The sequence below is a fragment of the Methylobacterium sp. D53M genome (assembly GCF_053345625.1).
The window spans coordinates 104,984-128,159 of record NZ_JBKFAL010000015.1; the positions used below are offsets into that span (position 1 = coordinate 104,984).

Consider the following 23,176-nt stretch of genomic DNA (forward strand, 5'->3'; position numbering starts at 1 on the left):
GCCATCGTGACGCTGCCTGGGTTGCTTCGCTCCGCTCGCAAGGACGACAGGAGCTCGGATCAGCCCTTGTCGAACGGGTTCTGCGAGGTGCGCAGGGACAGGCGGATCGGCGTGCCCGGCAGGTCGAACGCCTCGCGCAGGCCGTTCACGAGGTAGCGCGTGTAGGATTTCGGCAGGGCGTTGAGCTGGTTGCCGAACAGCGCGAAGTGCGGTGGCCGGCTCTTCACCTGGGTGGCGTAGCGGATCTTGATCCGCCGGCCCGACACCGCCGGCGGCGGGTTGCGGGAGGTGGCCTCGTTCAGCCAGTCGTTGATGCGCGAGGTCGAGACGCGCCGGTCCCAGACCTCGGCGGCCTGCACCACCGCCTGCATCAGCTTGTCGACACCGTCGCCCGCGAGGCCGGAGAGCGGCACGACCCCGACGCCGCGCACCTGCGGCAGCAGCCGGGTGCAATCCTCGCGGAGCTGCTTGAGCAGGCCCGGCTGGTCGGCGACCAGATCCCACTTGTTGAGGCCGATCACCAGGGCGCGGCCCTCGCTCTCGACGAGGTCGACGATGGTGAGGTCCTGCTTCTCGAACGGGATCGTCGCGTCGAGGAGCACCACCACCACCTCGGCGAAGCGCACCGCGCGCAGACCGTCCGAGACCGCGAGCTTCTCCAGCTTGTCGTCGATCCGGGCGCGGCGGCGCATCCCGGCGGTGTCGTGCAGCTTGATCCGCCGCCCGCGCCACTCCCAGTCCAGCGAGATCGAGTCGCGGGTGATGCCGGCCTCGGGACCGACGAGCAGCCGGTCCTCGCCGAGCATGCGGTTGATCAGGGTCGACTTGCCGGCATTCGGGCGGCCCACGATCGCGACCTTTAGGGCGCGGCCGCCGGGGGCGTCGTCGTCGGCCTCCTCGTCCTCGTCGCGCTGGGGCAGGGCGCCCTTGAGCGCCTCGTGCAGCTCGCCCAGGCCCTCGCCGTGCTCGGCGGAGAACGGGATCGGGTCGCCGAGCCCGAGGGTGAAGGCCTCGTAGGCGCCGGCGAGGCCGGCGCCGCCCTCGGCCTTGTTGGCGATCAGGATCACCGGGCAGCCGGCGCGGCGCACCAGCTCGGCGAAGGGCTGGTCGGCCGGCAGCACGCCGGCGCGGGCGTCGATCACGAACAGCACGACGTCGGCGGCGAGGATCGCCGCCTCGGTCTGCATGCGCATCCGGCCGGTGAGGGTCGCGGCGTCGGCCTCTTCCAGGCCGGCGGTGTCGATCACCCGGAACTGGAGGCCGCCGAACGCGACGTCACCCTCGCGCCGGTCGCGGGTCACGCCGGGCCGGTCGTCGACCAGCGCGAGCTTCTTGCCCACGAGGCGGTTGAACAGGGTCGACTTGCCGACGTTCGGCCTCCCGACGATCGCGACGGTCGGCATATCCATGGTGGTTCTCGAAACAGTCCGGACGATGAAATCAGCGCGTGATCGGCGGGGGCGGCGCGGCGGGCTCGGGCTTGGCCGCGGTCACCGTCACGGGACCGCCCGCCACGATCGCCGCGTAGACCTCGATCCGCTCGCGCAGGTTCCGTGGCGTGTCGGGATCGGCCACGATCTGGTCGAACCAGCGGCTGGCGTCCTCGTAATCGCCCTTCTTCAGGGCGGCGAGGCCCAGCATCTCGCGGGCGGTGTGGCGGAACGGGGTCCCGGCCGCGAGGCCCTGGAGGTTGGCGAGCGCCGGATCCGGGTTCTGCCCGTCGAGGCGCAGCAGCGCGGCGCGCAGGCGCGCGAGGTCGCGCAGGCCGTCGCCGAGGCCGGTATCGTCGGCGAGCTTGTCGAACTCCGCGGCCCCGGCCGCCGGGTCGCGCTTGCCGGTCTCCGCCGCGGCGCGGAACCGGGCGAGCAGGCGGTAGCCGGCCGGACCCTGCGCCTCGAGGGCGTCGAAGGCCTTGTCGGCCTCCGCGACCTTGCCGTCCTTGGCGAGGCGGTTGGCGTCGTCGAACTGCACCGAGGCCACCTCGGCCGCCGCGCGCTGCTGGGCCTGCCAGTAGCGCCAGCCCGCGACGCCCGCCACCAGCAGCACGGCGAGCGCGATGATCACGCCGCTGTAGCGCTTCCAGATCTGGAGGATCCGGTCGCGGCGGTAATCCTCGTCGACTTCGCGGAGGAACTCGTTGTTCTCGGCCATTCTATCCCGGCCCGCATGATCTCAGCGGGCCACCTCGTCGCGTTCGGGCCCCGCGCCTAACACACGGGCGCCGGGTTGGCGACAGGCCATGTCTCGGGGCCGTCTCGGGTGTCGTCTCGGGGGCCGGCTCAGGCCGGGGTACCCGGCCAGACCGGCACGCCGATCACCGGGTAGTGCAGGTAGCGGGCGAAGACGAACCACGCGGCCGTGCCGATCACCAGGGCCAGGACGTCGTTGCGCCAGCCCAGCGGGGCCGCCGCCGGACCGCCGTGCTGGGCCGCGACCGCCCCCGGGGCGAGGCCCCGGCGCTTGGCGCTGATCCGGGCGGTCACCGCCCAGGCGAGGAAGCCGCCGAACAGCAGCATCGAGCCGAGATCGCCGTTGGCGAGGAGGTGCGCCGTCGCCCAGATCTTCACGGCGAGCAGCATCGGGTGCTTGGCCTTGGCGCGGATATGGCCGGGCAGGTAGGCGGCCGCGAGGCACACGAAGGCGGGCCAGACCAGCGCCAGGGCGAGGTGGCGCGTCCAGACCGGCGGATCCCAGACCGGGATGTAGCCGGCGAGCCGGTAATCGTGGAAGCCGATCCCGATCAGCACGAGCCCGAGCAGCGACAGGGCGGTGTAGCCGAGCTTGTAGCGGCCCTCGCCGATCCGGCCGACGATCGCGGCGCGCCGGGTGCGGGCCATCGAGAAGGCGTGCGTGCCGAGGAACAGCACCAGCCCGAGGATCAGGAGAACCATGGATGACTTTCGGTCGGGCCGCGCGTCCAGTCGGCGGCAAGCACTCTGTAATGGTTCTCAAGCGAATCTCCGCCTGTTTGTCCAGGCGCGGCCGGGACGCAGCCGGGTGGCGATCATGGGTTGGGCGAACGGGATCGCCGGACGGACGCGCGCCGCGCGCCCAACCGGCTCCGGGACGGCGGCGCGCCGGATCCTGCCGACGCTCACTCTGGCGCTCCCCCTGGCGCTTCTGCCGCTCATCCCGCGCGTTGCAGCGTCAGCGCCGGAGCCGCCGCTCTCGGCGCTGACGCTGGTCGGGCCACCCGCGCTCGTCTTCAAGGCGGGGCGCGACGCCTGCGACGGCGCCGACGTGCCCGACGCGCCGGCGCGCGCCTTCCGGGACGCGTCGGGCGCGGTGGCGCTCTACGGGATGCATTACCGCAACCGGGCGCTGCGCGGTCCCGACCTCGAGCATCTCAAGATCGACTGCGCGGTGGTGCTCGATTCGGGCGAGAAGCCCGATCCGGCCACCTACGACGACCGCTCCTGGATCACCGCCACCTGGACCGAGGACGGGAGCCGCGTGGCCGCGCTCCTCCACCACGAGTACCAGGCCAACGAGCATCCCGGCCGCTGCCCGGCGGCCAGCTACATGGCCTGCTGGTACAACACGATCACGGCCGCAGCCTCGACGGATGGCGGCCGCAGCTTCAAGCGCCAGAGCCCGCCTGTCGTGGTCGCCGGGGCGCCGTTCCGGCAGGAGATCGACCAGGGCCGCCACCGCGGCTTCTTCAACCCGTCGAACATCGTCGCGGACGGGACGTGGCGGTACTTCCTCGCCTCGACCACCGGCTGGACCCGACCGGGCAGCGATCAGGAGGCCGGGGTCTGCCTGTTCCGCAGCGACGACCCGGCCGATCCGACCCGCTGGCGGGCCTGGACCGGCACCGGCTTCACCGCCGCCTTCCCGGACCCCTACCGCGCTGCCCGCCCGAACACGGCGACCTGCCGGCCGGTCGGGCCGTTCCCGGGCCCGGTCGGCGCCGTCGTCCGGCACCGCGGCACGGGCGCCTGGATCGCCGTGTTCATGGCCAAGGCGGGGGAGGGCTTTCCCCGGTCGGGCTTCTACTGGACCACCTCCCGCGACCTGATCACCTGGGACAGCCCGCGCCTGCTGCTCGAGGGCGCGACCCTCTACGACGACCCGTGCGCGGCGACGGCGCCGCTCCTCGCCTACCCGTCGCTGCTCGACCCGGACGCGCGCGGCCGCAATTTCGACGACGTCGGCGACCGGGCGCTGCTGACCTACGCGAGCCTGCGCGCGGAGGGCTGCACGATCACCTCCGACCGCGACCTGCTGCGCCGCCCGGTGGCGATCCGCGTCTGGCCCTGATCCCGCTCGACCGGCGCGGCCCCGCCGCGCGACACCGTCCCGAGCCTCGGGCGCATCCCGTCCGACCGGACGCGGCTCTACGGAGCGGGCCGGCCGAGCGCCACCGTGTAGGACGGGCCGGCCGCGACGGAGCGCCCCGGGAGGCCGATCCGCTGGCAGAGCACGGTGCCGAGGGTGACGCTCAGCATCAGCGCGGTCGCGGAGAGCAGGAGCGTGGTCGCCCGGGCGTAGGCGCGACCGGCATGAATCAGCAGGCAGCCGAACGCGAAGATCGCGACGGCCTGGAACAGGTGCTGCACGGGCGACGTCCTCTCTGGCGGCGGACGCGCGGTCCGGGCCGGCCGGGATCGAGCGCCATCGTCTCCGAGCGGCGTGAAAACGCGGTTAACGTCGGGTATAGCTGGCTCCGGAGTCGCCCGCTCGGAGAGGAATCCGCATGTCGCGTTCGAGGGTTCCGGAGGCGCAGAGCCGCCCCGACGGGACGGGGGTGATCCCGTCCCACGACACGGCGATCCTGGGATCGGGCGCCGTCGGCGCGGGGGCGATCGGGGCGTCGGCCCTGGGCGCGCTGGCCCTCGGGGCCGCGGCCCTCGGCGTCGTGGCGGTCGGCGCCTTCGCGATCGGTCGCCTCTCGGTTGGCCGCGCCCGGGTCGGCACCCTGGAGGTCGGTTCGCTGGAGATCGACACGCTCACGGTGCGGTCGGTGCGGATGCCGGACCGCGGCTGAGCCGCGGCGCCGTGACCGGCGCCGGGAGGAATGCGAGGAGGGGAGCGATGACCGATCGGAAACCGCCCTTCCGGCCCGCGGACGCGGTCGACGCCCTCGGCGAGGTCGAGGGCGATTTCGTCCTGCCGCTCTGCCTGCCCGGATCCAACCTGCTGATCGGCGAGGACCTCGCCATGCTGGTCCTCGACACGATCCACGGGCAGCGGGTCGGCCTGCCGCTGAGCCAGCAGGGCGCGGCCGACCTCCACGCGGTCCTGGGCGAGGCCCTGCGGCTGCTTCAGGCGCGGGACCGCGGCCCCATCCAGTAGGGCGCGCGCCGGCGAAAGGCTTCGTTGAGGCGGCCGGGATAGACAGGTCCCGGTTCCTCTCCGTGGCGGCCGATGCGCGCTCCGTTGCTTCTCCTGCTGCTGACCTGCGCCGCCCCCGCGCAGGCCCGGCCCGCCACCTTCCTGGCGGTGCACGCCGTCGGCATGGCAGCCCTGCCGCCGGTCCCGCCCGCGCCTGCGGCCGTGCCCGCACCCGCGCCCGCACCGGTCGCCGCCGACGCCCGCGCCCGCTACCTGCCGCTCATCGCCCGCGAGGCCGCCGGCACCGGCCTGCCCCTCGCGGTGGCCGACGCCGTCGCGCGGATCGAGAGCGGCTACGATCCCACCGTCGTCGGCAGCGTCGGCGAGGTCGGTCTGATGCAGGTCCGCCCGACCACCGCGGCGATGCTCGGCTTCCGCGGCACCGTCGCCGAGCTGGCGTCGCCGGAGATCAACGTCCGCTACGGCGTCCGCTACCTCGCCGAGGCGTGGCGCCGGGCCGACGGGGACCTCTGCCGCGCCCTGATGAAGTACCGGGCCGGCCACGGTTCGGAGGCGATGTCGCCGCTGTCGCAGCTCTACTGCGCCCGCGCCCAGGCGATCCTCGGCAACCCGGAGGCGCGCGTCGTCCGGGCGAGCGCCCGCGCGGCCGCGCCGGACCGCCTCGCCGCGCGGCCGGCGGGGCCCATCTACCGGACGCGCGTCGCCGCCGTCCCGGCGAAGCCGATGTCGTTCTGGGAGGCGCACCGGGCGCGCATCGCCCGGCTCAACGCCGCCGTGGTGTCGCGCTGGCGGGCCCGCGGCTGGTCGGCCGCGCCCGACGGGTCCTCCGGCGAGCCGGCCGGCGGCTAGCGCCTCTCACGCCTCGGCTTCGGCCTCGGGCCCGTCCGAGCGCGCGCCGCGGGCGACCTCGCGCATCGCCGTGTCCGGGAGCGGCCGCTGGAGCCGGAGCGCCTCCGCGGTCGGCGCCTCCAGCCACGTCGTCCATTCCTCCGGCTTCGTGAGCAGGACCGGCATGGCCTTGGGATGGACCGGCCCGACGACGCCGTTCGCCTCGGTGGTCAGGAAGGCGAAGAGCCGGTGCTCCGCGGCGACGCGGTCGGGGTTCTCGCGCTTCGTGCCGCGCACGCCGGTCCAGGGCCGCCAGATCCCCGCGAAGGCGAAGAGCGGCCGGTCCTCGTCCAGGGCGAACCAGACCGGCGTCTTGCGCGGCTTGGTGTCGGCGTACTCGCTGAAGGCGGTGACCGGCACGAGGCAGCGGTGGGCGACGCCGAGCCAGGGCCGCCAGTGCGGGCTCGCGGCGTTGCGCACGTTGGTGATCGGGTGCTCGCCGAACGCCTTCGGGCCGGGCATGCCCCAGCGCATCATCGCGAGGTCGCGGCCGGTCGCGCCGTTCAGGACCACAGGCGCCAGCTGGTCGGGAAAGATAGCCGGCAACAGCGGGAGGTTTCCGGTGCGATCCTCCGCGATCTCGAAGGCCCGGCGCAGGTCCGCTGGGCCGGTCCGCAGGCTGTAGAGATTGCACATGGACACCCCGCGTGGTCGGTGAGCGCGTTGCCGGCTCTACACGCTTTCGGGACGCCGCGCCCAGCCCGGCGGAGAGGGGCGTCCCGGCCGATCGCCGACCGGGACGCCGCCGCCCCTCAGTTCAGGTGGAACACCACCTTCACGCAGCCGTCCTTCTTGTCGCGGAAGGTCTTGTAGAGGTCCGGACCCTCCGCGAGGTCCTGCGAGCGGTGGGTGATCAGGGAGGTCATGTCGATCTTGCCCTCCTGGATCAGCTTGGTCAGCGGCTCGAGGTAGCGCTTCACGTGGGTCTGGCCACTCTTGAGGGTCAGGCCCTTCTGGACGATCGAGCCCATGTTGACCGGAATCGGCCCGCCGTAGACGCCCGGCACCGAGACGATCCCGCAGGGGCGGACCGCCTTGATGGCCTCGGCCAGCGCGTAGGGGCGCTCCGTGGCGGTGAGCTTCTCCTGCACCGTCGACAGCATGCCGGTGAGGCCGCCGTGGCCGGCGCTCGCCTCCATGCCGACGCAGTCGATCACGCCGTCGGCGCCCTGGCCCTTGGTGATCTCCTTGATCCGCTCGAACACGTCCTCGTTCATGAAGTCGATGACGTCGGTGGCGCCGGCCTTCTTGGCCAGGGCGATCCGCTCGGGCACGGTCTCGATGGCGATGATCCGCCCGGCCCCCATGATCTTCGCGGACTGGATCGCGAAGATGCCGACCGGGCCGGTGCCCCAGACCGCGATCGTCTCGCCGCCCCGGATCTCGCAGTGCTCGGCGCCCTGCCAGCCGGTGGGCAGGATGTCGGTGAGGAACAGGACGGATTCGTCGTCCATGCCGTCCGGAACCTTCATGGGGGCGACGTCCGCCATGGGCACGCGCACGTACTCGGCTTGGCCGCCCGCGTAGCCCCCGGTGAGGTGCGAGTAGCCGAACAGGCCGGCCGTCGTGTAGCCAAACTGCGCGGCCGCCATCTCGGCGTTGCGGTTCGACCGCTCGCAGACCGAGAAGTTGCCGAGCTTGCACTGCCGGCATGCACCGCAATTGATGTTGAAGGGCACCACGATCCGGTCACCCTTCTTGAACTTGGTGAAGCCCTGTCCGACCTCGACGACCTCGCCCATGAATTCGTGGCCGAGGACGTCGCCGCTCTTCATGGTCGGCATCAGGCCGTCCATCAGGTGCAGGTCCGAGCCGCAGATCGCGCAGCTCGTCACCTTGATGATGACGTCGCGGGAATCCTCGATGACCGGATCCGGGACCGTGTCGCAGCGGATGTCGTTGCGGCCGTGCCAGCACAATGCCTTCATGGCGTCGTCTCTCCGGAAGCTCTCGGGATTGCGGCCGTCTCGGCCGCTCTCCCGTAAAGCCCGCCTCGGCACGGCCAAGTTCCGGCGTCGCCGTCCGCCCACCGCGGGCGAAGGGGTTTACGAATGTTTCACGTGAAACAGCCCCGTTCACCGTCGCTTTACGACTCGCGCCGGCCCGGTCCGGATCAGGCGATCCCGTCGATGCCGATGCCGAGCTGCTCGGGCCCCCGGAGCGACGCGCCCGGCCGGTAGGGCGGCGGATCGACCGCGAGCCGCGGGGCGACGAGGCGGCGGCTCAGCGCCACCAGGGCGATCTCGGCCTCGAGCCGCGCCAGGGGCGCGCCGACACAGTAGTGCAGGCCCCCGCCGAAGCCGAAATGCTCGATGTCGCCCCGGTCGGGATCGAAGCGGTCGGGCTCCGCGAACCGGTCGGGATCGCGGTTCGCGGCGGCGAACATCAGGATGACGGGGGCCCCCTTGGGGATCATCTCGCCGGCCACCGCGATCGCGCCGAGGGCCTTGCGGGTCCGGAAGTGCACCGGCGGCTCGTAGCGCAGGATCTCCTCGATCAGCCGCGGCGCGCGCTCCGGATCGGCCCGGAGCCGCTCCAGCTCCTCGGGGTGCCGGAGCAGGGTCAGCATGGCGTTGGTGATGAGGTTCACGGTGGTCTCGTGACCGGCGACCAGCAGCAGGACCGCCGTCGACAGGAGGTCGAAGTCGCTCATCTGCTTCCGGCCGTCCGGACCGGGGGCGGCGAGGCCGCTCAGCATGTCGTCGGCCGGGCGCCGCCGCTTCTCGCGGATGAGGTCGCGCATGTAGGCGGCGATCTCGTCGAAGGCGCCGACGATCTGGCGCCGGGTCGCGTCGTCGTGGCGCGCGTCCGGCTCGACGGCCGTGGCGAGCTGCGTCGCCCAGGCCTGGAACCGCGGCTCGTCCTCGCGCGGCACGCCGAGCAGCTCGCAGATCACCGTCACCGGCAGCGGGTAGGAGAGGTCGCTCACGAGACAGACCTCCCGCCGGTCCCGGCACGCGTCGATCAGGCCGTCCACCTCTCGGGCGATCCGCGGCCGCAGCGCCTGAACCCGCGCGATCGAGAATTCCCGCATCACCAGGCTGCGCAGCCGGTCGTGGTCCGGCGGATCGCGGAAGATGAACGGGCGGTGCGTGGCGCTGATGCGGTTCTTGATCGGGTTGAGGATCAGGTCCTTGAGCGGGTTGCCGGTGCGGGGCCGCCGGGGCGGCGGCAGATCCTCGGAGCTGAGCCGCGGGTCGAACAGCAGGCTGCGGATCGCCGCGTGCGTGGAGACGACGTAGCTGCCCTCGCGCTGGCGGGAGACCGGCTGCTGCCGCATCCGTCGATAGAGCGGGTACGGGTCGGCCCGGTTGGCCGGATCCATCACGGCGGCGAACAGCGCGTCGTCAGACATGGACGGTCTCGGCGGAAGGCCGCGCCGGGGCGGCTCGGTGCGGCGGCGGGAAGCCCGGTGCCGCCATCTCGACGCGCGGCCGGTCGGTGGCGTCGGTGATCGGCGGGAACGGGTCGCCGGCCGTGATCGCCTCCGCGTAGGCCGGCAGCCAGCGCGCCTGATCGAACGAGACGGCCGCGATGCTGCGCCCCGCACGGCCGTAGACGGCGAGGAAGCGCCGGGAGGCCCGCGAACCCTGCACCACCGCCACGGAATCGGCGCCGTCGGGGAGGCCGACCAGCTTGATGTTGATCCCGAACTGGCTCGACCAGAAGGCCGGCAGGTGGCCGTAGGGGCGCAGCTCGCCGGGCCCGGCCAGCATGTTGCTCGCGGCGTGGGCGGCCTGCTCGACGGCGTTGCCCCAGTGCTCCGCGGCGATCAGGCGATTGCCGTAGAGCGGGATCGGCCACCGGGCGACGTCGCCCGCGGCGTAGATGTCCGGGCAGGGCACCCCGTCGGCGTCGAGGACCCGGCAGGCGGCGTCGCAGGTCACGCCGCCGGCATCCGCGCGCAGGCCCGCGCCCCGCAGCCAGCCCGTCGCCCGGGTCGCCCCAAGGGCGGCAATGACGAGGTTGGTCTCGATGGTGCTGCCGTCCGCCAGCCGGGCCCGGGCGACGTGCCCCGCCGCGTCGCCCTCGAACGCCCGCACCATCGTGCCGGGGCGGAACGTGGCGCCGGATTCGCGCAAACGCTCGGCGATCACGCCGCCGACGAAGGTCCCGAGACCCCGGGCCAGGGGCGCGGCGTTCGGGTCGACCAGGGTCACGGGCAGGCCGAGGTCGCGCAGGCAGGAGGCCGCCTCGCAGCCGATCAGGCCGCCGCCGACGATGAGCACCTGCCGCGGGCGCGCCAGCAGGGCGTCCCGCAGGGCGGCCGCGTCGTCGCGCCCGCGCAGGGTGAAGATGCCGGCGAGCCCGCCGCCGGTCTCGGCCGGCCAGGGCCGGGCCTCGGCGCCGGTGGCGATGAGCAGGGCCTCGTAGGCCAGCGCCGACCCGTCGGCGAGCCGGAGCGTGCGGGCTACCCGGTCGAGGGCGACGGCCGGGCTCCCGAGACGCCAGCGGGCGCGCAGATCCGCCAGCTCCGGCAGTCGGGTCGCGTCGGCGGCGAGCTCGCCGGCGAGCACGTGCTTCGACAGGGGCGGGCGGTCGTAGGGCCGGTACGGCTCGGCGCCGACCAGTGTGAGCGGGCCGTCGTACCCGCCCCGCCGCAGCGTCTCGGCGCCGCGCAGGCCGGCGAGGGAGGCGCCGACCACGACGATGCCGGCGGGTTCGGGAGTCACGGCGCGTCTCCGTCGTCCGGGCCGGCCTGGAGGCTGATGGCGCGGACCGGGCAGGCCTGCACGGCCCGCTCGATGGCGCCGCGGCGGTCGGCCGGCGGCGCGGGATCGTAGAACAGGATCTCGTGGCCGCGGATCGCGAAGGCGTCCGGCGCGGCGTAGCAGCACTGGGCGTAGCCCTGGCAGCGGTTGAGATCCACGACGACCCGGAGGGCCGCGGTGTCGGAGGCCGGCATCACGCCGACCTCGCCAGCCGGCGCGCGGTCCCGGCATCGGTCCCGGCGCGCGCGAGATCGTCCAGAGCCGTCAGGATCGACGCCATGGCGTCCCGGGCCGCGAAGGCGTCCCGCAGCGCCCCGGCGCGCGCCCGGAAGTCGGGCTCGCCGAGCACCCGCGCCACCGCGGCGCCGACCGCCTCCGGGGCCGGCGCGTTGGTCCCGAGGTTGATCCCGACGCCGGACCAGCCGATGCGCGCGTTCACCTCCGCCTTGTCCTCGGTCAGGCCGGCCGACACGATCGGCACGCCGGCGGCGAGCGCCTGCGAGACGCTGCCGTAGCCGCCGTTGGTCACCAGCACGCTCACCCGCGGCAGCAATTCGCGGAACGGCAGGAAGCACGACACCCGGGCGTTGGCCGGGACCGGAACCTTCAGCGTGTCTACCGGGCGGCCGCCGGTGGTGGCCAGGACCAGCAGATCGTCCCGGTCGGCCAGGGTGGTCAGTGTCGGCTCGACCAGCTCGCCGAAATCCGCGTTGGCCAGCGTGCCCTGGGTGACCAGCACGACGGGCCGGCCCGCCGCGTTCGCCGCCTCCAGATCGGGCCACCAGTCCGGGAGCGGCGCGGGCGGCGTCGGCGGATCGAGCAGGCCGATGAAGCGCAGGCCGGGCGGCAGGGTGCCGTACTCGTACTCGAAGCCCGGCACGGTCGGCTGCAGGAACAGGTTCGGCAGGACCACGATCGAGTGGGGCAGGGACGCCGGCAGGGGCGGCAGGCCGAGCGCGGCGAGCTTCGCGTCCGTGTAGGCCCGCACCGTATTGACGAAGGCCGCGTCCATGCCGGCCTTCAGGGTGGCGTAGCGGACGAGGTCGTCCCGGTCGCGGGCCGGCGGCAGGCCGAGGCCCACGGGCGCGTGGTCGGGCCGGTCGAGGAACAGGATGCTGACGTTGACGGTCACGATCGGCGGCCGCGGCGCGCTGTCGAGCAGCAGCGGCAGCGCGCCCAGGAACATGCTGCCGGCCAGGATCACGTCGGGCGCCTCGGCCGCGATCAGCGCCCGCAGGGCGGCGGCCTGGACCGGCATCGGATCCACGAACCGGCGCTCGAACTCGCGGCGGTAGCGCTCCGGGCCGGCCGGCAGCTCGGTCTCGCGGTACTCGGCCGCGTGGTTGTCCGCGTAGGGCGTGAAGCGCAGGCCCGCCGCCTCGACCTTCGGCCGGAAGGCCGGGTCGGTGAGCACGAGGACGTCGTCCCCCCGGGCCGCCACCGTCCGACCGATGGCGAGGAGCGGGTTCACGTGGCCGGTGAGCGGCGTCGCGGCGATCAGGATCTTCATCACGGCCTCCTCGAGCGCCGCCGGTCGGGCCGGCGTCGCTCCTGCTCGGGTGCCGGCGCCTTCACGCGCGGGTGCCCCGTGGCCCCCGGCGCGCCGGACTCACAGGGGAAATCGCGGCCGGTCCAGCGCAGTTACACAACCCCAAGGTGCTTGGTGCGGCGCCGCACCATGGCATCCGGTTGAAGTCCGACGCAATATCGGAGTGTCACAGGCCACAGCGATCGTGCGGCCTGCTGGATTTCGGCGCCTCCACCGTTCGGATGACGCGTCACGGACGCCCGACCGCGACGGCCGGCGGCGCCGTCAGTCGACCACGACGACCCGGTTCGGCAGCTCGTCGGGATCGCCCGGGCCCGCGGGGAGGTGCTCCGCCAGGCAGGCCCCGACGCGCGCGACCGCCGCCGTCAGGCCGTCCTCGATGGCGCCGCGCCCGAGCGCCGGTATGAGCTCGGCGAGGATCCCGTCCCAGGCGGAGGGCGGGATCTCCCGCAGGACGCCGAGATCGGTGACGATCTCGGCGTGCCGCTCGGCGAGCGACAGGTAGAGCAGGATGCCGGTGCGCCGGCGCGTCAGGCTCAGGCCGCGCGACCAGAAGGCCCGGCGGGCCGCCTCCCGGGCGCGGGCGCGGCGCAGGCGGCACGGCACCAGGGCCATGCGCAGCCGCTCGTTCTGGCTCGCCGCGAGGATCGCCGCCACGAGGGCCGCCTGCGCCAGCAGGATCGACGCGGCGCTCCAGGCGGTCAGGGCGATCAGCGGCCAGGGCAGGACCAGCGCCGTGACGAGGGCGGTGAGCAGCACGATCGAGCGGTAGGCGCCGGCGCGCCGGCTCACCATCACGACGATCTCGCCGGAGGTCCCGGCCTCCGCGCGCCCGACCGCCTGGGCGAGCCGCTCCCGCGCTTCCGGAGTCAGGACAGCCGCGCGTCTACCAGTCACCGGAGGCCCCTCCGCCGCCCGACGAGCCGCCGCCGCCGGAAAATCCACCGTCGAAACCGCCCGACCCGCCGTCCGAGAAGCCGCCGCCCCACCCGCCCGAGCCGGGCCCCGGCAGGATGACGAGGCCGCCGGGTCCCGACCGGCCGCCCCGGCTCATGCGCCACGCGACGAACACCACGATCAGGAGCAGGACGACGAAGACCGCCACCTGGGCGGGATCGACCTCGTCGGACCGCACCTGCGGCTTGCGCTGCCAGTCCTGCGCGTCGCCGGCCAGGATCGACAGGATGCCGTCGACGCCGGCGTCGAGGCCGCCGAAATAGTCGCCGGTCTTGAAACGCGGCGTGATGGCGCCGGCGATGATCACCTTGGCCAGGGCGTCGGTCAGCGCCCCCTCCAGGCCGTAGCCGACCTCGATCCGGACCTTCCGCTCGCTCGGCGCCACCAGCAGCAGGACGCCGTTGTTGGTCTTGGCCTGCCCGAGCTTCCAGTCCCGGAACAGGCGGTTGGCGTAGTCCTCGACGGTCGTGCCCTGCAGGTTCGGCACCGTGGCGACGACCACTTGGTCCGAGGTCTTGTCCTCGTGCGCCTTCAGCTTGGCCTCGAGGGTGCCGCGCTGCTCCGGCGTCAGGATGCCGGCCGCGTCGACGACGCGGCCGGTCAGCGCCGGGAAGGTCAGCTCGGCCGCCAGCGCCCCGAGCGCGAAGACCGTCAGGCAGGCCGCCAGGACGGCGAGCGACAGGGCGAGCCGCACCCGGTCGGGCAGGATCCCGCCCCGGGTCCGGGTCATGGTCGGTCCTACGCGCCGCCCCACGCGCCGCATCCTAGAACTTCACGTTCGGCGGCCGGTCGGCGTTCGGCGTCGCCGTGAAGGTCTCCATCGGCTTGGCGTCGGGGTACAGGACCGCCGCGATCCAGCGGCCCGGGATCGTGCGCACCTCGGTGTTGTAGGCCTGGACCGCCGTGATGTAGTCGCGCCGCGCCACCGCGATGCGGTTCTCGGTGCCCTCCAGCTGGGATTGCAGGGCGAGGAAGTTCTGGTTGGACTTGAGGTCGGGGTACCGCTCCACCGTCACCAAGAGGCGTCCGAGCGCGCCCGAGAGCTGGTTCTGGGCGTCCTGGTACTCCTTGAACTTCTGCGGATCGCTGACCGTGGAGGCGTCGACCTTCACGCTGGACGCCTTGGCGCGCGCCTCGGTGACGCCGATCAGCACGTCCTTCTCCTGCTGCGCGTAGCCCTTCACGGTCTCGACGAGGTTGGGGATCAGGTCGGCCCGCCGCTGGTACTGGTTCTGCACCTCGCTCCACGCGGATTTGGCCTGCTCCTGCAGCGTCGGCACCCGGTTCACCGCCCCGCAGCCGGAGAGACCCGCGGCCACCAGGATCACCGAGAGCACGCCGAGGAGGCGCGCCGCGGGCGATGTCCGGCGCACCGCGCCGGCCGTCAGCGTCGTTCCCATATCGTCCCCCATCTGCCGGCCGAGACTCGGCCGCTTGATCACGAGCCCGAGAGATAAGGGCCGGAACCGCCAAGGTAAGGCCCTCGCCCGACGGGTCTTGAAGGTTTGTGGCGCGGCCCGCTAAGGGCGTCGGCAACGGACCGGGCCGGCGCACGTTCGGACCCTCGAGCCGATGGTCCGGCCGAGGACCGATCGGCGCGGCGCCGCGGAGGCCGGGAATGGATGCAGCACTCGCCGACCATGTCAGGGCCGCCAGCGCCGACGCGCGGCGCCACGCTCGGGCGTACCGGGCGCCGTCCGGCAAGGACGCGCTGCCCTGGTCGGTCATCGCGACGTTCGACGCCCGGGTCCGGGGCCACCTCGCCCGCGATCCGCGGATCGAGGACGAGCGCGACCGCGTCCTGATCGCCGCCGTGAAGCTCGCCGAGACACCGGTCGAGGAGGGGGACGAGAGCGTCGCCGCGGCGCGCGCCCACCTCGTCGACGCGATCGACTACCTGGAGCAGGCTGTGCTGCGCTTCGGCCTCGTCAACCGGGAGGGGGCCAAGGCCGGTCTCGGCACCTACGGCCAGCCGGTCGGATCCCGCGACTGACGGCGCGCCCGCAACGAGCCGCCGAATGTCCGCCGACCTGCCCGCGGCCGCGACCCTGAGCCGCCTCGACCTGAAGACGCTCCGGCTGTTCGCGGCCATCTGCGCGGAGGGGACCCTGAACGGCGCGGCCCGCCGGGCGGCGATCGCGCCCTCGGCGGTGAGCAAGCGCCTCGCCGAGCTGGAGCACGCGCTGGGCTGCACCCTGCTCACCCGCGAGCCGCGCGGCATGCGGCTCACCCCGGCGGGTGAGACCCTGCTGCACCACACGCGCCGGATGCTGGCGAGCGCCGAGCAGATCGCCCTGGAACTCGCCGAGCACGCCCGGGGCGTGCGCGGATTCGTGCGGGTGCTCGCCAACCTCTCGGCCATCGTGGAGTTCCTGCCCGAGGACCTGCAGGCCTTCCTGGCGGCGCAGGACGGGATCCGGGTGGACCTGGAGGAGCGGCCGAGCGGCGGCGTCGTCGCCGGCGTCGAGGAGGGGTTCGCCGATCTCGGCCTCTGCGCCGACAACACCGACACCCGCAGCCTCACCGCCTACCCGTACCGGAGCGACCGCCTCGTCCTGGTGATGCCGGCCGGACATCCCCTGAGCGGCCGCGGCGCCGTCGCGCTGGCCGACACACTCGACTACGACCATGTCGGGCTGCACGCGGAGAGCTCGATCTACGCCGCCCTGCGCGACGAGGCCCGGCGCCTCGGCCGGCCGCTGCGGCTGCGCATGCACGTCCCGAGCTTCGACGCGATCTGCCGCATGGCGCAGGTCGGGCTGGGCCTCGGGACCGTGCCGGAGCGCGTCTACGCCCTGCTCGGGCCGCCGATGCGGCTCGCCGCGGTGCCGCTCACCGATCCCTGGGCCGTGCGCACGCTGCGCCTCGTGGTCCGCCCGGGCGCCCTGTCGCCGGCGGCCGCCCTCCTGCTGGAGCATCTCCGGGCCGCCGGTCGCTGAGCGTGCGTTCTCCTGCGGCGAACGCACGGTGGTGCATGGCGTTTGGACTTGGCTACCGGAAGAGCCCTATCTCCGGGGCAACAAACGATGGAGGAAAGCCGTGTCCGGTCCGCTCAGCGGTATCCGCGTTCTCGAGCTCGGTCAGCTGATCGCCGCGCCCTTCGCGACGCGGCTGATGGCCGAGTTCGGCGCCGAGGTCATCAAGGTCGAGCCCCCGGGTGAGGGCGATCCCCTCCGGAAGTGGCGCAAGATGCACGAGGGCACCTCGCTCTGGTGGTACCTGCAGTCGCGCAACAAGAAGTCGATCGCCGTCAATCTGAAGTCGCCCGAGGGGCTCGACATCGTCAAGCAGCTCGCCGCGAGCGCCGACGTGGTGGTCGAGAACTTCCGTCCCGGCGGCCTGGAGAAGCTCGGCCTCGGCTGGGACGTGCTCTCCGCCCTCAACCCGAAGCTCGTGATGGTCCGGATCTCGGGCTACGGCCAGACCGGCCCCTACCGCGACCGGCCCGGCTTCGGCGCCATCGGCGAGTCGATGGGCGGCATCCGCTTCACCACCGGCAGCCCGGAGGCCCCGCCGGCCCGGGTCGGCGTCAGCATCGGCGACACCCTGGCCTCGCTCCACGGCGTCATCGGCGCGCTGATGGCCCTGCTGCGGGTCAAGACCGGGCAGGGCGCCGGTCAGGTCATCGACGTCTCGCTCGTCGAGAGCGTGTTCAACGTCATGGAGAGCCTCGTCCCCGAGTACGACCTGCTCGGTGAGGTCCGCACCCGCACCGGCGGCGCGCTGCCGGGCATCACCCCGTCGAACACCTATCCGACCCGGGACGGCGGCTACGTGGTCATCGCCGGCAACAGCGACCCGATCTTCCGCCGCCTGATGACGGCGATCGGCCGTCCCGACCTCGCGGACGACCCGGCGCTGCGCAACAACGAGGGACGCTCCAGGCAATCCGCCATGCTGGACGGCACCATCGCCGACTGGTCGAAGACGCAGACGGTCGAGGAGGCGCTCGCCGCCCTCGACGCCGCCGACGTGCCGGCCGGCCGCATCTACTCGGTGGCCGACATCGTGGCCGACCCGCATTATCAGGCGCGCGACATGATCCTGCAGGCGGAGCTGCCCGGCGGGACCGCGGTGAAGATGCCCGGCATCGTCCCGAAGCTCTCCGACACGCCCGGCGAGGTCCGCTGGCAGGGGCCGGCCCTCGGCGCCCACACCGATTCCGTGCTCGCCGAGCTCGGTCTCGACCCGGCGCGCATCGCCGCGCTGCGCGAGAAGGGAGCCGTGGCATGAGCGGCGACGCGCTGATCGTCCAGGAGGTCGCGACCCGCGACGGCTTCCAGATCGAGCCGGTCTTCGTGCCGACGGCGGAGAAGATCCGCCTGATCGACGCCCTGGCGGCGGCCGGCTTCAGCCGGATCGAGGTCTCGTCCTTCGTCTCGCCGAAGGCGGTGCCGGCGCTCGCCGACGCGGCCGAGGTCTTCTCCGGGATCCGGCGCCGGTCCGGGACCGTCTACGTCGCCCTGGTGCCGAACCCGAAGGGCGCCGAGCGGGCGCTCGCCGCCAGGGTCGACGAGATCAACCTCGTCGCCTCGGTGAGTGAGACCCACAACCGCGCCAACATGGGCATGAGCCCGGCCGACTCGATCGCCGGCTTCGCGCGGATCATGGATTCGGTGCGCGGCGCCCCGCTCAGCACCAACGCCACGGTGGCGACCGCCTTCGGCTGCCCGTTCGAGGGCGACCAGCCGGCCGACAGGGTCGTCGCGCAGGTGGAGCGCTACCTGTCGCTGGGCGTCGACGGGGTGACGCTGGCCGACACGACCGGCATGGCCAATCCCCGGCAGGTGAGCCGCCTCGTCGCGCGGGTCCTGCCCCTGGTCGGTCCCGGGCGCCTGACGCTCCACTTCCACAACACGCGCGGCCTCGGCCTCGCCAACGTGCTGGCGGCCTACGACGCGGGCGCCCGGCGCTTCGATGCGGCGCTCGGCGGCCTGGGCGGCTGCCCGTTCGCGCCCGGTGCCACCGGCAACATCTGCACCGAGGATCTCGTCAGCATGGCCCACGAGATGGGCCTGCCGACGGGCCTCGACCTCCCGGCGCTGATCGGCCTGTCGCGGGACCTGCCGCGCCTCGTCGGCCACGACGTGCCCGGCCAGGTCGCCAAGGCCGGACGGCCCTGCGACCTGCATCCGGCCCCCGCCCGGGCGGCCTGAGCCGGAGACGGGGAGGGGCGGGCTCACAATGGCCCGCCCCACGCGTTGGACGCGACGCGCTCCCTCTCCCGTCCGGGAGAGGGTCGGGGTGAGGGATGAGAACTCTCCGGATGCGGCACACCGTCGACGCGCCGGCAGGACGCTTCTCATCCGGACAGACCTGATCCCTCACCCTGTCCCTCTCCCGCTTGGGAGAGGGGACCCGCGCCTCGTCCGGCGAAAGCGGCGTCGCCGTCGTGTGCCGTGAGCTGCGCCCGAACCTGACTTCGCGGGAAGCCGCCCGCCCGAAGGCGGCACCGCGCACGACACGTCCCTCAAGAACACACCACGGAGGAAACCATGACCGCAGCCCTGTCCGGGTCGCCGGCCGCCGCCGAGGCCGGCGCGGTGACGGAGACCGGCGTCGTCCGCAAGGTCGCGTGGCGGCTCATGCCGCTGATCATGATCTGCTACATGTTCGCGTTCTTCGACCGCATCAACATCAGCTTCGCCAAGTTCCAGCTCCAGAGCGACCTCGGCTTCAGCAACGTCGCCTACGGGCTCGGCGCGAGCATGTTCGTCGTCGGCTACGTGATCTTCGAGGTGCCCTCGAACCTGTTCCTCTACCGGGTCGGGGCGCGGCGCTGGATCGCCCGGATCATGATCTCCTGGGGCATCGCCACCGCGCTGATGATCTTCATCCGCAGCGAGTGGCACTTCTACGCCCTGCGCTTCCTGATCGGCGCCATGGAGGCGGGCTTCGCGCCGGGCATCCTCTATTACCTGACCATCTGGTTCCCGGCCTCGCATCGCGGCCGCATCACCTCGTTCATGTTCGTGGCCTCGGCCTTCTCGGGGATCTTCGGGGCGCCGGTGGCGGGCCTGATCCTCGGCGGCCTCAACGGCGTCGGCGGCCTCGCCGGCTGGCAATGGCTGTTCCTGGCCGGCGGCCTGCCCTGCCTCGTGCTCGGAATGCTCGTGCTGACGCGCCTCGACGACCGGATCGCCGATGCCCGCTGGCTGTCTGAGCCCGAGAAGGCGCTCCTGTCGAGCCGGATCGCACACCACAACCGGGACATCGGCGACCACTCGCTGATCGGGGCGATCAAGCAGCCCGGCTTCCTGATGATCGCGCTGATCTACTTCCTGCTCCAGATCGGCTCGTACGGCCTGAACTTCTGGGGGCCGGACCTGATCAAGACCGCGAGCGGTGGGCAGGCGGCCTCGGTGGGCTTCCTGACGGCGATCCCCTACATCTGCGGGGCGATCAGCATGGTGGTGATCGGGCGCCTGTCCGACGCCTCGGGCGAGCGGCCGAAATTCGTCGCCGGCCTCGCCATCGCGGCCGCGCTCGGCTTCTTCGGCGCCGGCCTGTTCGACAAGCACATCGTGCCGCTGATGTTCGCCCTGGCGCTGCTGGGGGCCGGCATCGTCGCGTCGATCCCGACCTTCTGGACCCTGCCGGCCAAGCTCGTCACCGGCGTCGGCGCGGCGGGCGGGATCGCGCTGATCAACACGCTCGGGCAGTTCGGCGGCATCGTCAGCCCGGTGATGGTCGGCTGGGTGAAGGATCTCACCGGCTCGACGACGCCCGCGCTCTACGGGATCGGCGTGCTCTGCCTCGTCGCCGCCGGGCTCGCGCTCTTCGCCATGCCGGCGAGCCTGCGCCGGAGCGACCGCGCGGCGTGACATGGACCGCCGCCCCGGCGCGGCCGGGGCGGCGGGTCGCGCCTGGCCCCGGAGCGGGGCGAGACGGGCGTGGCCGCATGCCGCGCGGGCGGGATCGGTCAGGCGCGCGACCACCGCGACCGAGCGGTCCCGGATCGGCGCCGGGGGCCCCGAGGTTGCGCGCCGCCGGGATCGGCCGATGCCGATATCCGGTTCAGACGCCGGTCTCAGCGACCGAAATCAGTGAACGTATCAGTAACCATGGCGGGAATGCCGCCGGTTGCGCGGCGGAGCAAAAAACCTCGCGCTACCGGACAAACCGCCGGCCGCTCATATTGTATATTATCTGCAACCTCAAGAAACGGAGTAAAATCAACTTGAGGTAGAAATCCCTCGGCTGGCCCGTCGCCTCGGTTTCGTCCCGCAAAGCCCGCGCGAGCGGGCCCGCCGGAGACGGGGCATGCGGATCGGGACGCCCTCGAACAGCGATGTCTCAGATGGACCACCTCACCGACCACCGTTCAACCTTCATGCTGGAGAAGGTCGGCGCGATCGTCGCGGCCTACGTCTCGCGCAACGCGATCGAGGTCACGGCGCTGCCGGCGCTGATCGACCAAGTGCACACGGCGATCGCGGTGCTCCGCTGCGCGCCGTCGGAGTTCGGCGGGGTCGGGCTGAGCCAGTCGCAGGTCGATGCCTCGATCCAGCAGGACGGCCTGATCAGCTTCATCGACGGCCGGTCCTACCAGACCCTGAAGCGCCACCTCACCGCGCACGGCCTCACCCCCGAGCGGTACCGGGCCAAGTACGGCCTGCCGGCCGACTACCCGATGGTGGCCCCGGGCTACGCCGCGCGGCGCTCGGAGATCGCCCGGGCGATCCAACTCGGCCACAAGGCGGCCTGAGCGATGGCGCCCGACGCTTCCGCGGATCCGGCCCGGGACCGCGCGCCGTCCCCGGGGGCGGCGCGCACGAGCGACGCCCTGAGCCGCATCGCCGGCATCCTCGACGTGCCGGTGGCGAGCTTCTACCCGGATGCCGACCGGCCCGACGCGGCCATGACCCAGGCGGCCGACCTCGTCTCGGCCTTCGTGGCGATCGACAGTCCGGCGGCGCGCCGGACCTGCCTGGCCTTCGTGAGGGCGATGGCGAGTTCCTGAAGCGCCGGGGCGCGCTGCGGGAGGCCGGAGACCGGGTCGCTTCGTCGGGGGGCGGAGCGCGGTCTCTGGCCCGTCCGGCCGGACCCGCGTCAGAACAGGTGGCGCAGGAGGTAGAACAGAGCGGCCGCGAGGGTGATCGCCGCCGGCAGGGTCAGGATCCAGGCGAGCGCCATGTTGCGCACCGTGGACATCTGGAGGCCCGAGCCGTTGGCCGCCATCGTGCCGGCGACGCCCGATGACAGGATGTGGGTGGTCGAGACCGGCAGGCCGTAGAGCTCGGCCAGCCCGATCGTGCCGGCGGCGACGATCTCGGCCGAGGCGCCCTGCGCGTAGGTCAGGTGGGTCTTGCCGATCTTCTCGCCCACCGTGACGACGATGCGCTTCCATCCGACCATGGTGCCGAGACCTAACGCCAGGGCGACGCAGACCTTGACCCAGCCCGGGATGTAGCGCGTGCCGTCGTTGAGCAGGCCCGCGTAGCGCTTCAGGTCGGCCTTGTCGGCCTCCGAGAAGTCGGCCCCGGCGCCCGGCAGCACGCGCACCGCGTCGGCGGCTAGGTACATGTCGCTGCGCAGGTTCTGGGTCTGGGCGGCCGGCACCGTGCGGATCGCGCCGTAATTCTTCACGCTGGCGGCGATGTCGTCCGAGAGCGCCGCCAGCGCCGCGTAGACGGGCGGCGTGTTCAGCGCCTTGGTCTTGAGCGCCTCCGTCACGGTCCGGCGCGCGGCGGCGGCGTCCGGCACCGCCGCGCCGGGGGCGCGGGCGGCGAACACCGCGCTCGCCGCCGTCGAGGCCTGCACGAAGGCGGGCGTCGTGTCGTCCGCCATGGTGCGGTTGAGCGCGTAGGCGGTGGGGGCGGCGCCGATCAGGATCAGCATGATCAGGCCCATGCCCTTCTGCCCGTCATTGCCGCCGTGGAAGAACGAGACCAGCGTGCAGGTGAGGATCAGCAGGCCGCGGATCCACGGGGGCGGCGGCGCCTCGCCCGCGGGCGCCTCGTAGAGGTCCCTGCGGCGGACCGTGACCTTCAGGGCGAGCAGCAGCAGCGCCGCGAGCACGAAGCCGCAGACCGGGGAGAACAGCAGCGCCTTGAACACGTTGAGCGCCTGGGTCCAGTCGACGCCAGCAGTGCCGTCGCCGCCGTTCATCAGCTGGTTGGCGAGGCCGACGCCGAGCACCGAGCCGATCAGCGCGTGGGACGACGAGTTCGGCAGCCCGAACGCCCAGGTCCCGAGGTTCCAGATGATGGCCGCCAGCAGCAGCGCGAAGATCATCGCGTAGCCCGCGTGCGAGCCGACGTTGAGGATCAGCTCGACCGGCAGCAGCGTGACGATCGCGTAGGCCACCGCGCCCGAGGACAGCATCACGCCGAGGAAGTTGAACACGCCCGACCAGATCACCGCGACGAGCGGCGGCATCGAGTGGGTGTAGATCACCGTGGCGACCGCGTTGGCCGTGTCGTGGAAGCCGTTCACGAACTCGAAGGCGAGGGCGATCAGCAGGGCGAGGCCGAGCAGCGCGAAGGCGCCGTAGGCCAGGGGCGCCTCCCCGACCGCGTTCATGTCCGCGACGAGGCTCACCACCGCGTAGCCCAGGCCCGCCACGAGGACGAGCAGGAACGCCACCACCCCGCCGAGATGCATCCCGTGGTCGAGGCGCGGGCCGCCCGCCTTCCGGCCTCCCACCGCCCCCGACGGCATCACGGCGGTATCGGACATGAACCCTCGCGCGGAATCTTTCGTGGTGAGCGGGGATTAAAACCGCGCGGTGACGGTTGGGTGACGGCCTGCGACGCCGCGCGTCGGCGAG

General features: G+C 72.9%; 25 protein-coding genes. 11 read left to right on the forward strand and 14 right to left on the reverse strand.

The window, feature by feature from the left end:
* Positions 1 to 59: 59 nt before the first annotated feature.
* From der to ACLBYG_RS20075, 3 genes are all read right to left on the reverse strand, one after another.
* Entirely contained in the window at positions 60 to 1,409 is a 1,350-nt protein-coding gene (gene der / locus ACLBYG_RS20065; protein WP_447682577.1) for a ribosome biogenesis GTPase Der, read from the reverse strand.
* Positions 1,410 to 1,440: 31 nt separating this feature from the next.
* Entirely contained in the window at positions 1,441 to 2,151 is a 711-nt protein-coding gene (locus ACLBYG_RS20070; protein WP_091927367.1) for a tetratricopeptide repeat protein, read from the reverse strand.
* 128 nt (positions 2,152 to 2,279) lie between these two features.
* Positions 2,280 to 2,891 carry an NnrU family protein gene (locus tag ACLBYG_RS20075; RefSeq protein WP_447682578.1) on the reverse strand — a complete coding sequence of 204 codons (612 nt, stop codon included), beginning with the start codon at positions 2,889 to 2,891 and terminating at the stop codon, positions 2,280 to 2,282.
* A gap of 115 nt (positions 2,892 to 3,006) precedes the next feature.
* On the opposite strand from ACLBYG_RS20075, the gene ACLBYG_RS20080 reads away from it, so the two are divergent.
* Positions 3,007 to 4,263: a hypothetical protein gene (locus tag ACLBYG_RS20080; RefSeq protein WP_447682579.1), complete on the forward strand. Its 1,257-nt coding sequence runs from the start codon at positions 3,007 to 3,009 to the stop codon at positions 4,261 to 4,263.
* A gap of 77 nt (positions 4,264 to 4,340) precedes the next feature.
* Here ACLBYG_RS20080 and ACLBYG_RS20085 read toward each other — a convergent pair whose 3' ends face one another.
* Positions 4,341 to 4,562 (reverse strand): hypothetical protein, encoded by a 222-nt coding sequence (locus ACLBYG_RS20085; RefSeq protein WP_100252755.1) that lies wholly within the window; start codon positions 4,560 to 4,562, stop codon positions 4,341 to 4,343.
* Between the two features lie 137 nt (positions 4,563 to 4,699).
* Here ACLBYG_RS20085 and ACLBYG_RS20090 point away from each other — a divergent pair, with 137 nt between their 5' ends.
* From ACLBYG_RS20090 to ACLBYG_RS20100, 3 genes are all read left to right on the forward strand, one after another.
* Positions 4,700 to 4,990, forward strand: a complete 291-nt coding sequence (locus ACLBYG_RS20090) for a hypothetical protein (RefSeq protein ID WP_170855206.1) — start codon at positions 4,700 to 4,702, stop codon at positions 4,988 to 4,990.
* Between the two features lie 47 nt (positions 4,991 to 5,037).
* Entirely contained in the window at positions 5,038 to 5,298 is a 261-nt protein-coding gene (locus tag ACLBYG_RS20095) for a hypothetical protein (protein WP_020093792.1), read from the forward strand.
* A gap of 72 nt (positions 5,299 to 5,370) precedes the next feature.
* Complete coding sequence (locus tag ACLBYG_RS20100) at positions 5,371 to 6,147, forward strand: lytic transglycosylase domain-containing protein (RefSeq protein WP_447682580.1); 777 nt, start codon at positions 5,371 to 5,373, stop codon at positions 6,145 to 6,147.
* A gap of 6 nt (positions 6,148 to 6,153) precedes the next feature.
* Here the strand turns inward: ACLBYG_RS20100 and ACLBYG_RS20105 are convergent, their stop codons facing one another.
* The 9 genes from ACLBYG_RS20105 to ACLBYG_RS20145 form a co-directional block, all read right to left on the reverse strand.
* A complete protein-coding gene (locus tag ACLBYG_RS20105; protein WP_447682581.1) occupies positions 6,154 to 6,822 on the reverse strand; it encodes an SOS response-associated peptidase in 669 nt (222 codons plus the stop codon).
* Between the two features lie 116 nt (positions 6,823 to 6,938).
* Positions 6,939 to 8,114, reverse strand: coding sequence for a zinc-dependent alcohol dehydrogenase (locus tag ACLBYG_RS20110; protein ID WP_091681780.1), 1,176 nt, complete (start codon positions 8,112 to 8,114; stop codon positions 6,939 to 6,941).
* 185 nt (positions 8,115 to 8,299) lie between these two features.
* On the reverse strand, positions 8,300 to 9,541 hold the full coding sequence (locus ACLBYG_RS20115; protein ID WP_447682582.1) for a cytochrome P450: 1,242 nt from the start codon (positions 9,539 to 9,541) through the stop codon (positions 8,300 to 8,302).
* Positions 9,534 to 10,859: an NAD(P)/FAD-dependent oxidoreductase gene (locus ACLBYG_RS20120; RefSeq protein ID WP_447682583.1), complete on the reverse strand. Its 1,326-nt coding sequence runs from the start codon at positions 10,857 to 10,859 to the stop codon at positions 9,534 to 9,536. The genes ACLBYG_RS20115 and ACLBYG_RS20120 overlap by 8 nt, the downstream gene beginning before the upstream one ends.
* Positions 10,856 to 11,092 (reverse strand): ferredoxin, encoded by a 237-nt coding sequence (locus ACLBYG_RS20125; protein WP_020093786.1) that lies wholly within the window; start codon positions 11,090 to 11,092, stop codon positions 10,856 to 10,858. Before ACLBYG_RS20125 ends, ACLBYG_RS20120 begins: the two co-directional genes overlap by 4 nt.
* On the reverse strand, positions 11,092 to 12,408 hold the full coding sequence (locus ACLBYG_RS20130; protein ID WP_447682584.1) for a glycosyltransferase: 1,317 nt from the start codon (positions 12,406 to 12,408) through the stop codon (positions 11,092 to 11,094). Before ACLBYG_RS20130 ends, ACLBYG_RS20125 begins: the two co-directional genes overlap by 1 nt.
* A gap of 303 nt (positions 12,409 to 12,711) precedes the next feature.
* Positions 12,712 to 13,344: a TPM domain-containing protein gene (locus tag ACLBYG_RS20135; RefSeq protein ID WP_447682585.1), complete on the reverse strand. Its 633-nt coding sequence runs from the start codon at positions 13,342 to 13,344 to the stop codon at positions 12,712 to 12,714.
* Positions 13,334 to 14,134 carry a TPM domain-containing protein gene (locus tag ACLBYG_RS20140; RefSeq protein ID WP_447682586.1) on the reverse strand — a complete coding sequence of 267 codons (801 nt, stop codon included), beginning with the start codon at positions 14,132 to 14,134 and terminating at the stop codon, positions 13,334 to 13,336. Before ACLBYG_RS20140 ends, ACLBYG_RS20135 begins: the two co-directional genes overlap by 11 nt.
* Before the next feature lie 34 nt (positions 14,135 to 14,168).
* Complete coding sequence (locus ACLBYG_RS20145) at positions 14,169 to 14,792, reverse strand: LemA family protein (RefSeq protein ID WP_376738905.1); 624 nt, start codon at positions 14,790 to 14,792, stop codon at positions 14,169 to 14,171.
* Positions 14,793 to 15,022: 230 nt separating this feature from the next.
* Here ACLBYG_RS20145 and ACLBYG_RS20150 point away from each other — a divergent pair, with 230 nt between their 5' ends.
* The 7 genes from ACLBYG_RS20150 to ACLBYG_RS20180 all read left to right on the forward strand — a co-directional run bounded on the left by ACLBYG_RS20150 (position 15,023) and on the right by ACLBYG_RS20180 (position 21,367).
* The gene (locus tag ACLBYG_RS20150; protein WP_091980027.1) at positions 15,023 to 15,397 is read left to right on the forward strand and encodes a hypothetical protein; all 375 of its coding nucleotides are present in this window, start codon (positions 15,023 to 15,025) and stop codon (positions 15,395 to 15,397) included.
* A gap of 25 nt (positions 15,398 to 15,422) precedes the next feature.
* Positions 15,423 to 16,343, forward strand: coding sequence for a LysR substrate-binding domain-containing protein (locus ACLBYG_RS20155; protein ID WP_056523758.1), 921 nt, complete (start codon positions 15,423 to 15,425; stop codon positions 16,341 to 16,343).
* A gap of 100 nt (positions 16,344 to 16,443) precedes the next feature.
* The gene (locus ACLBYG_RS20160) at positions 16,444 to 17,637 is read left to right on the forward strand and encodes a CaiB/BaiF CoA transferase family protein (RefSeq protein ID WP_020093779.1); all 1,194 of its coding nucleotides are present in this window, start codon (positions 16,444 to 16,446) and stop codon (positions 17,635 to 17,637) included.
* Entirely contained in the window at positions 17,634 to 18,560 is a 927-nt protein-coding gene (locus tag ACLBYG_RS20165) for a hydroxymethylglutaryl-CoA lyase (protein WP_020093778.1), read from the forward strand. Before ACLBYG_RS20160 ends, ACLBYG_RS20165 begins: the two co-directional genes overlap by 4 nt.
* Positions 18,561 to 18,899: 339 nt before the next feature.
* Entirely contained in the window at positions 18,900 to 20,228 is a 1,329-nt protein-coding gene (locus tag ACLBYG_RS20170; protein WP_056523767.1) for an MFS transporter, read from the forward strand.
* Between the two features lie 476 nt (positions 20,229 to 20,704).
* Complete coding sequence (locus tag ACLBYG_RS20175; RefSeq protein WP_020093775.1) at positions 20,705 to 21,112, forward strand: MucR family transcriptional regulator; 408 nt, start codon at positions 20,705 to 20,707, stop codon at positions 21,110 to 21,112.
* Positions 21,113 to 21,115: 3 nt separating this feature from the next.
* Entirely contained in the window at positions 21,116 to 21,367 is a 252-nt protein-coding gene (locus ACLBYG_RS20180; protein ID WP_100252747.1) for a hypothetical protein, read from the forward strand.
* An 89-nt stretch (positions 21,368 to 21,456) separates the two neighbouring features.
* Here ACLBYG_RS20180 and ACLBYG_RS20185 read toward each other — a convergent pair whose 3' ends face one another.
* Positions 21,457 to 23,085 (reverse strand): inorganic phosphate transporter, encoded by a 1,629-nt coding sequence (locus tag ACLBYG_RS20185; protein ID WP_447682587.1) that lies wholly within the window; start codon positions 23,083 to 23,085, stop codon positions 21,457 to 21,459.
* Positions 23,086 to 23,176 lie beyond the last annotated feature (91 nt).

Coding starts and splice junctions, on each gene's coding strand:
- ACLBYG_RS20130 (WP_447682584.1), bottom strand. CDS start 12,408: ATGAAGATCCTGATCGCCGCGACGCCGCTCACCGGCCACGTGAACCCG.
- ACLBYG_RS20155 (WP_056523758.1), top strand. CDS start 15,423: ATGTCCGCCGACCTGCCCGCGGCCGCGACCCTGAGCCGCCTCGACCTG.
- ACLBYG_RS20170 (WP_056523767.1), top strand. CDS start 18,900: ATGACCGCAGCCCTGTCCGGGTCGCCGGCCGCCGCCGAGGCCGGCGCG.
- ACLBYG_RS20165 (WP_020093778.1), top strand. CDS start 17,634: ATGAGCGGCGACGCGCTGATCGTCCAGGAGGTCGCGACCCGCGACGGC.
- ACLBYG_RS20095 (WP_020093792.1), top strand. CDS start 5,038: ATGACCGATCGGAAACCGCCCTTCCGGCCCGCGGACGCGGTCGACGCC.
- ACLBYG_RS20150 (WP_091980027.1), top strand. CDS start 15,023: ATGGATGCAGCACTCGCCGACCATGTCAGGGCCGCCAGCGCCGACGCG.
- ACLBYG_RS20075 (WP_447682578.1), bottom strand. CDS start 2,891: ATGGTTCTCCTGATCCTCGGGCTGGTGCTGTTCCTCGGCACGCACGCC.
- ACLBYG_RS20070 (WP_091927367.1), bottom strand. CDS start 2,151: ATGGCCGAGAACAACGAGTTCCTCCGCGAAGTCGACGAGGATTACCGC.
- ACLBYG_RS20180 (WP_100252747.1), top strand. CDS start 21,116: ATGGCGCCCGACGCTTCCGCGGATCCGGCCCGGGACCGCGCGCCGTCC.
- ACLBYG_RS20175 (WP_020093775.1), top strand. CDS start 20,705: ATGGACCACCTCACCGACCACCGTTCAACCTTCATGCTGGAGAAGGTC.
- ACLBYG_RS20080 (WP_447682579.1), top strand. CDS start 3,007: ATGGGTTGGGCGAACGGGATCGCCGGACGGACGCGCGCCGCGCGCCCA.
- ACLBYG_RS20140 (WP_447682586.1), bottom strand. CDS start 14,134: ATGACCCGGACCCGGGGCGGGATCCTGCCCGACCGGGTGCGGCTCGCC.
- ACLBYG_RS20100 (WP_447682580.1), top strand. CDS start 5,371: ATGCGCGCTCCGTTGCTTCTCCTGCTGCTGACCTGCGCCGCCCCCGCG.
- ACLBYG_RS20115 (WP_447682582.1), bottom strand. CDS start 9,541: ATGTCTGACGACGCGCTGTTCGCCGCCGTGATGGATCCGGCCAACCGG.
- ACLBYG_RS20125 (WP_020093786.1), bottom strand. CDS start 11,092: ATGCCGGCCTCCGACACCGCGGCCCTCCGGGTCGTCGTGGATCTCAAC.
- ACLBYG_RS20110 (WP_091681780.1), bottom strand. CDS start 8,114: ATGAAGGCATTGTGCTGGCACGGCCGCAACGACATCCGCTGCGACACG.
- ACLBYG_RS20185 (WP_447682587.1), bottom strand. CDS start 23,085: ATGTCCGATACCGCCGTGATGCCGTCGGGGGCGGTGGGAGGCCGGAAG.
- der (WP_447682577.1), bottom strand. CDS start 1,409: ATGGATATGCCGACCGTCGCGATCGTCGGGAGGCCGAACGTCGGCAAG.
- ACLBYG_RS20105 (WP_447682581.1), bottom strand. CDS start 6,822: ATGTGCAATCTCTACAGCCTGCGGACCGGCCCAGCGGACCTGCGCCGG.
- ACLBYG_RS20090 (WP_170855206.1), top strand. CDS start 4,700: ATGTCGCGTTCGAGGGTTCCGGAGGCGCAGAGCCGCCCCGACGGGACG.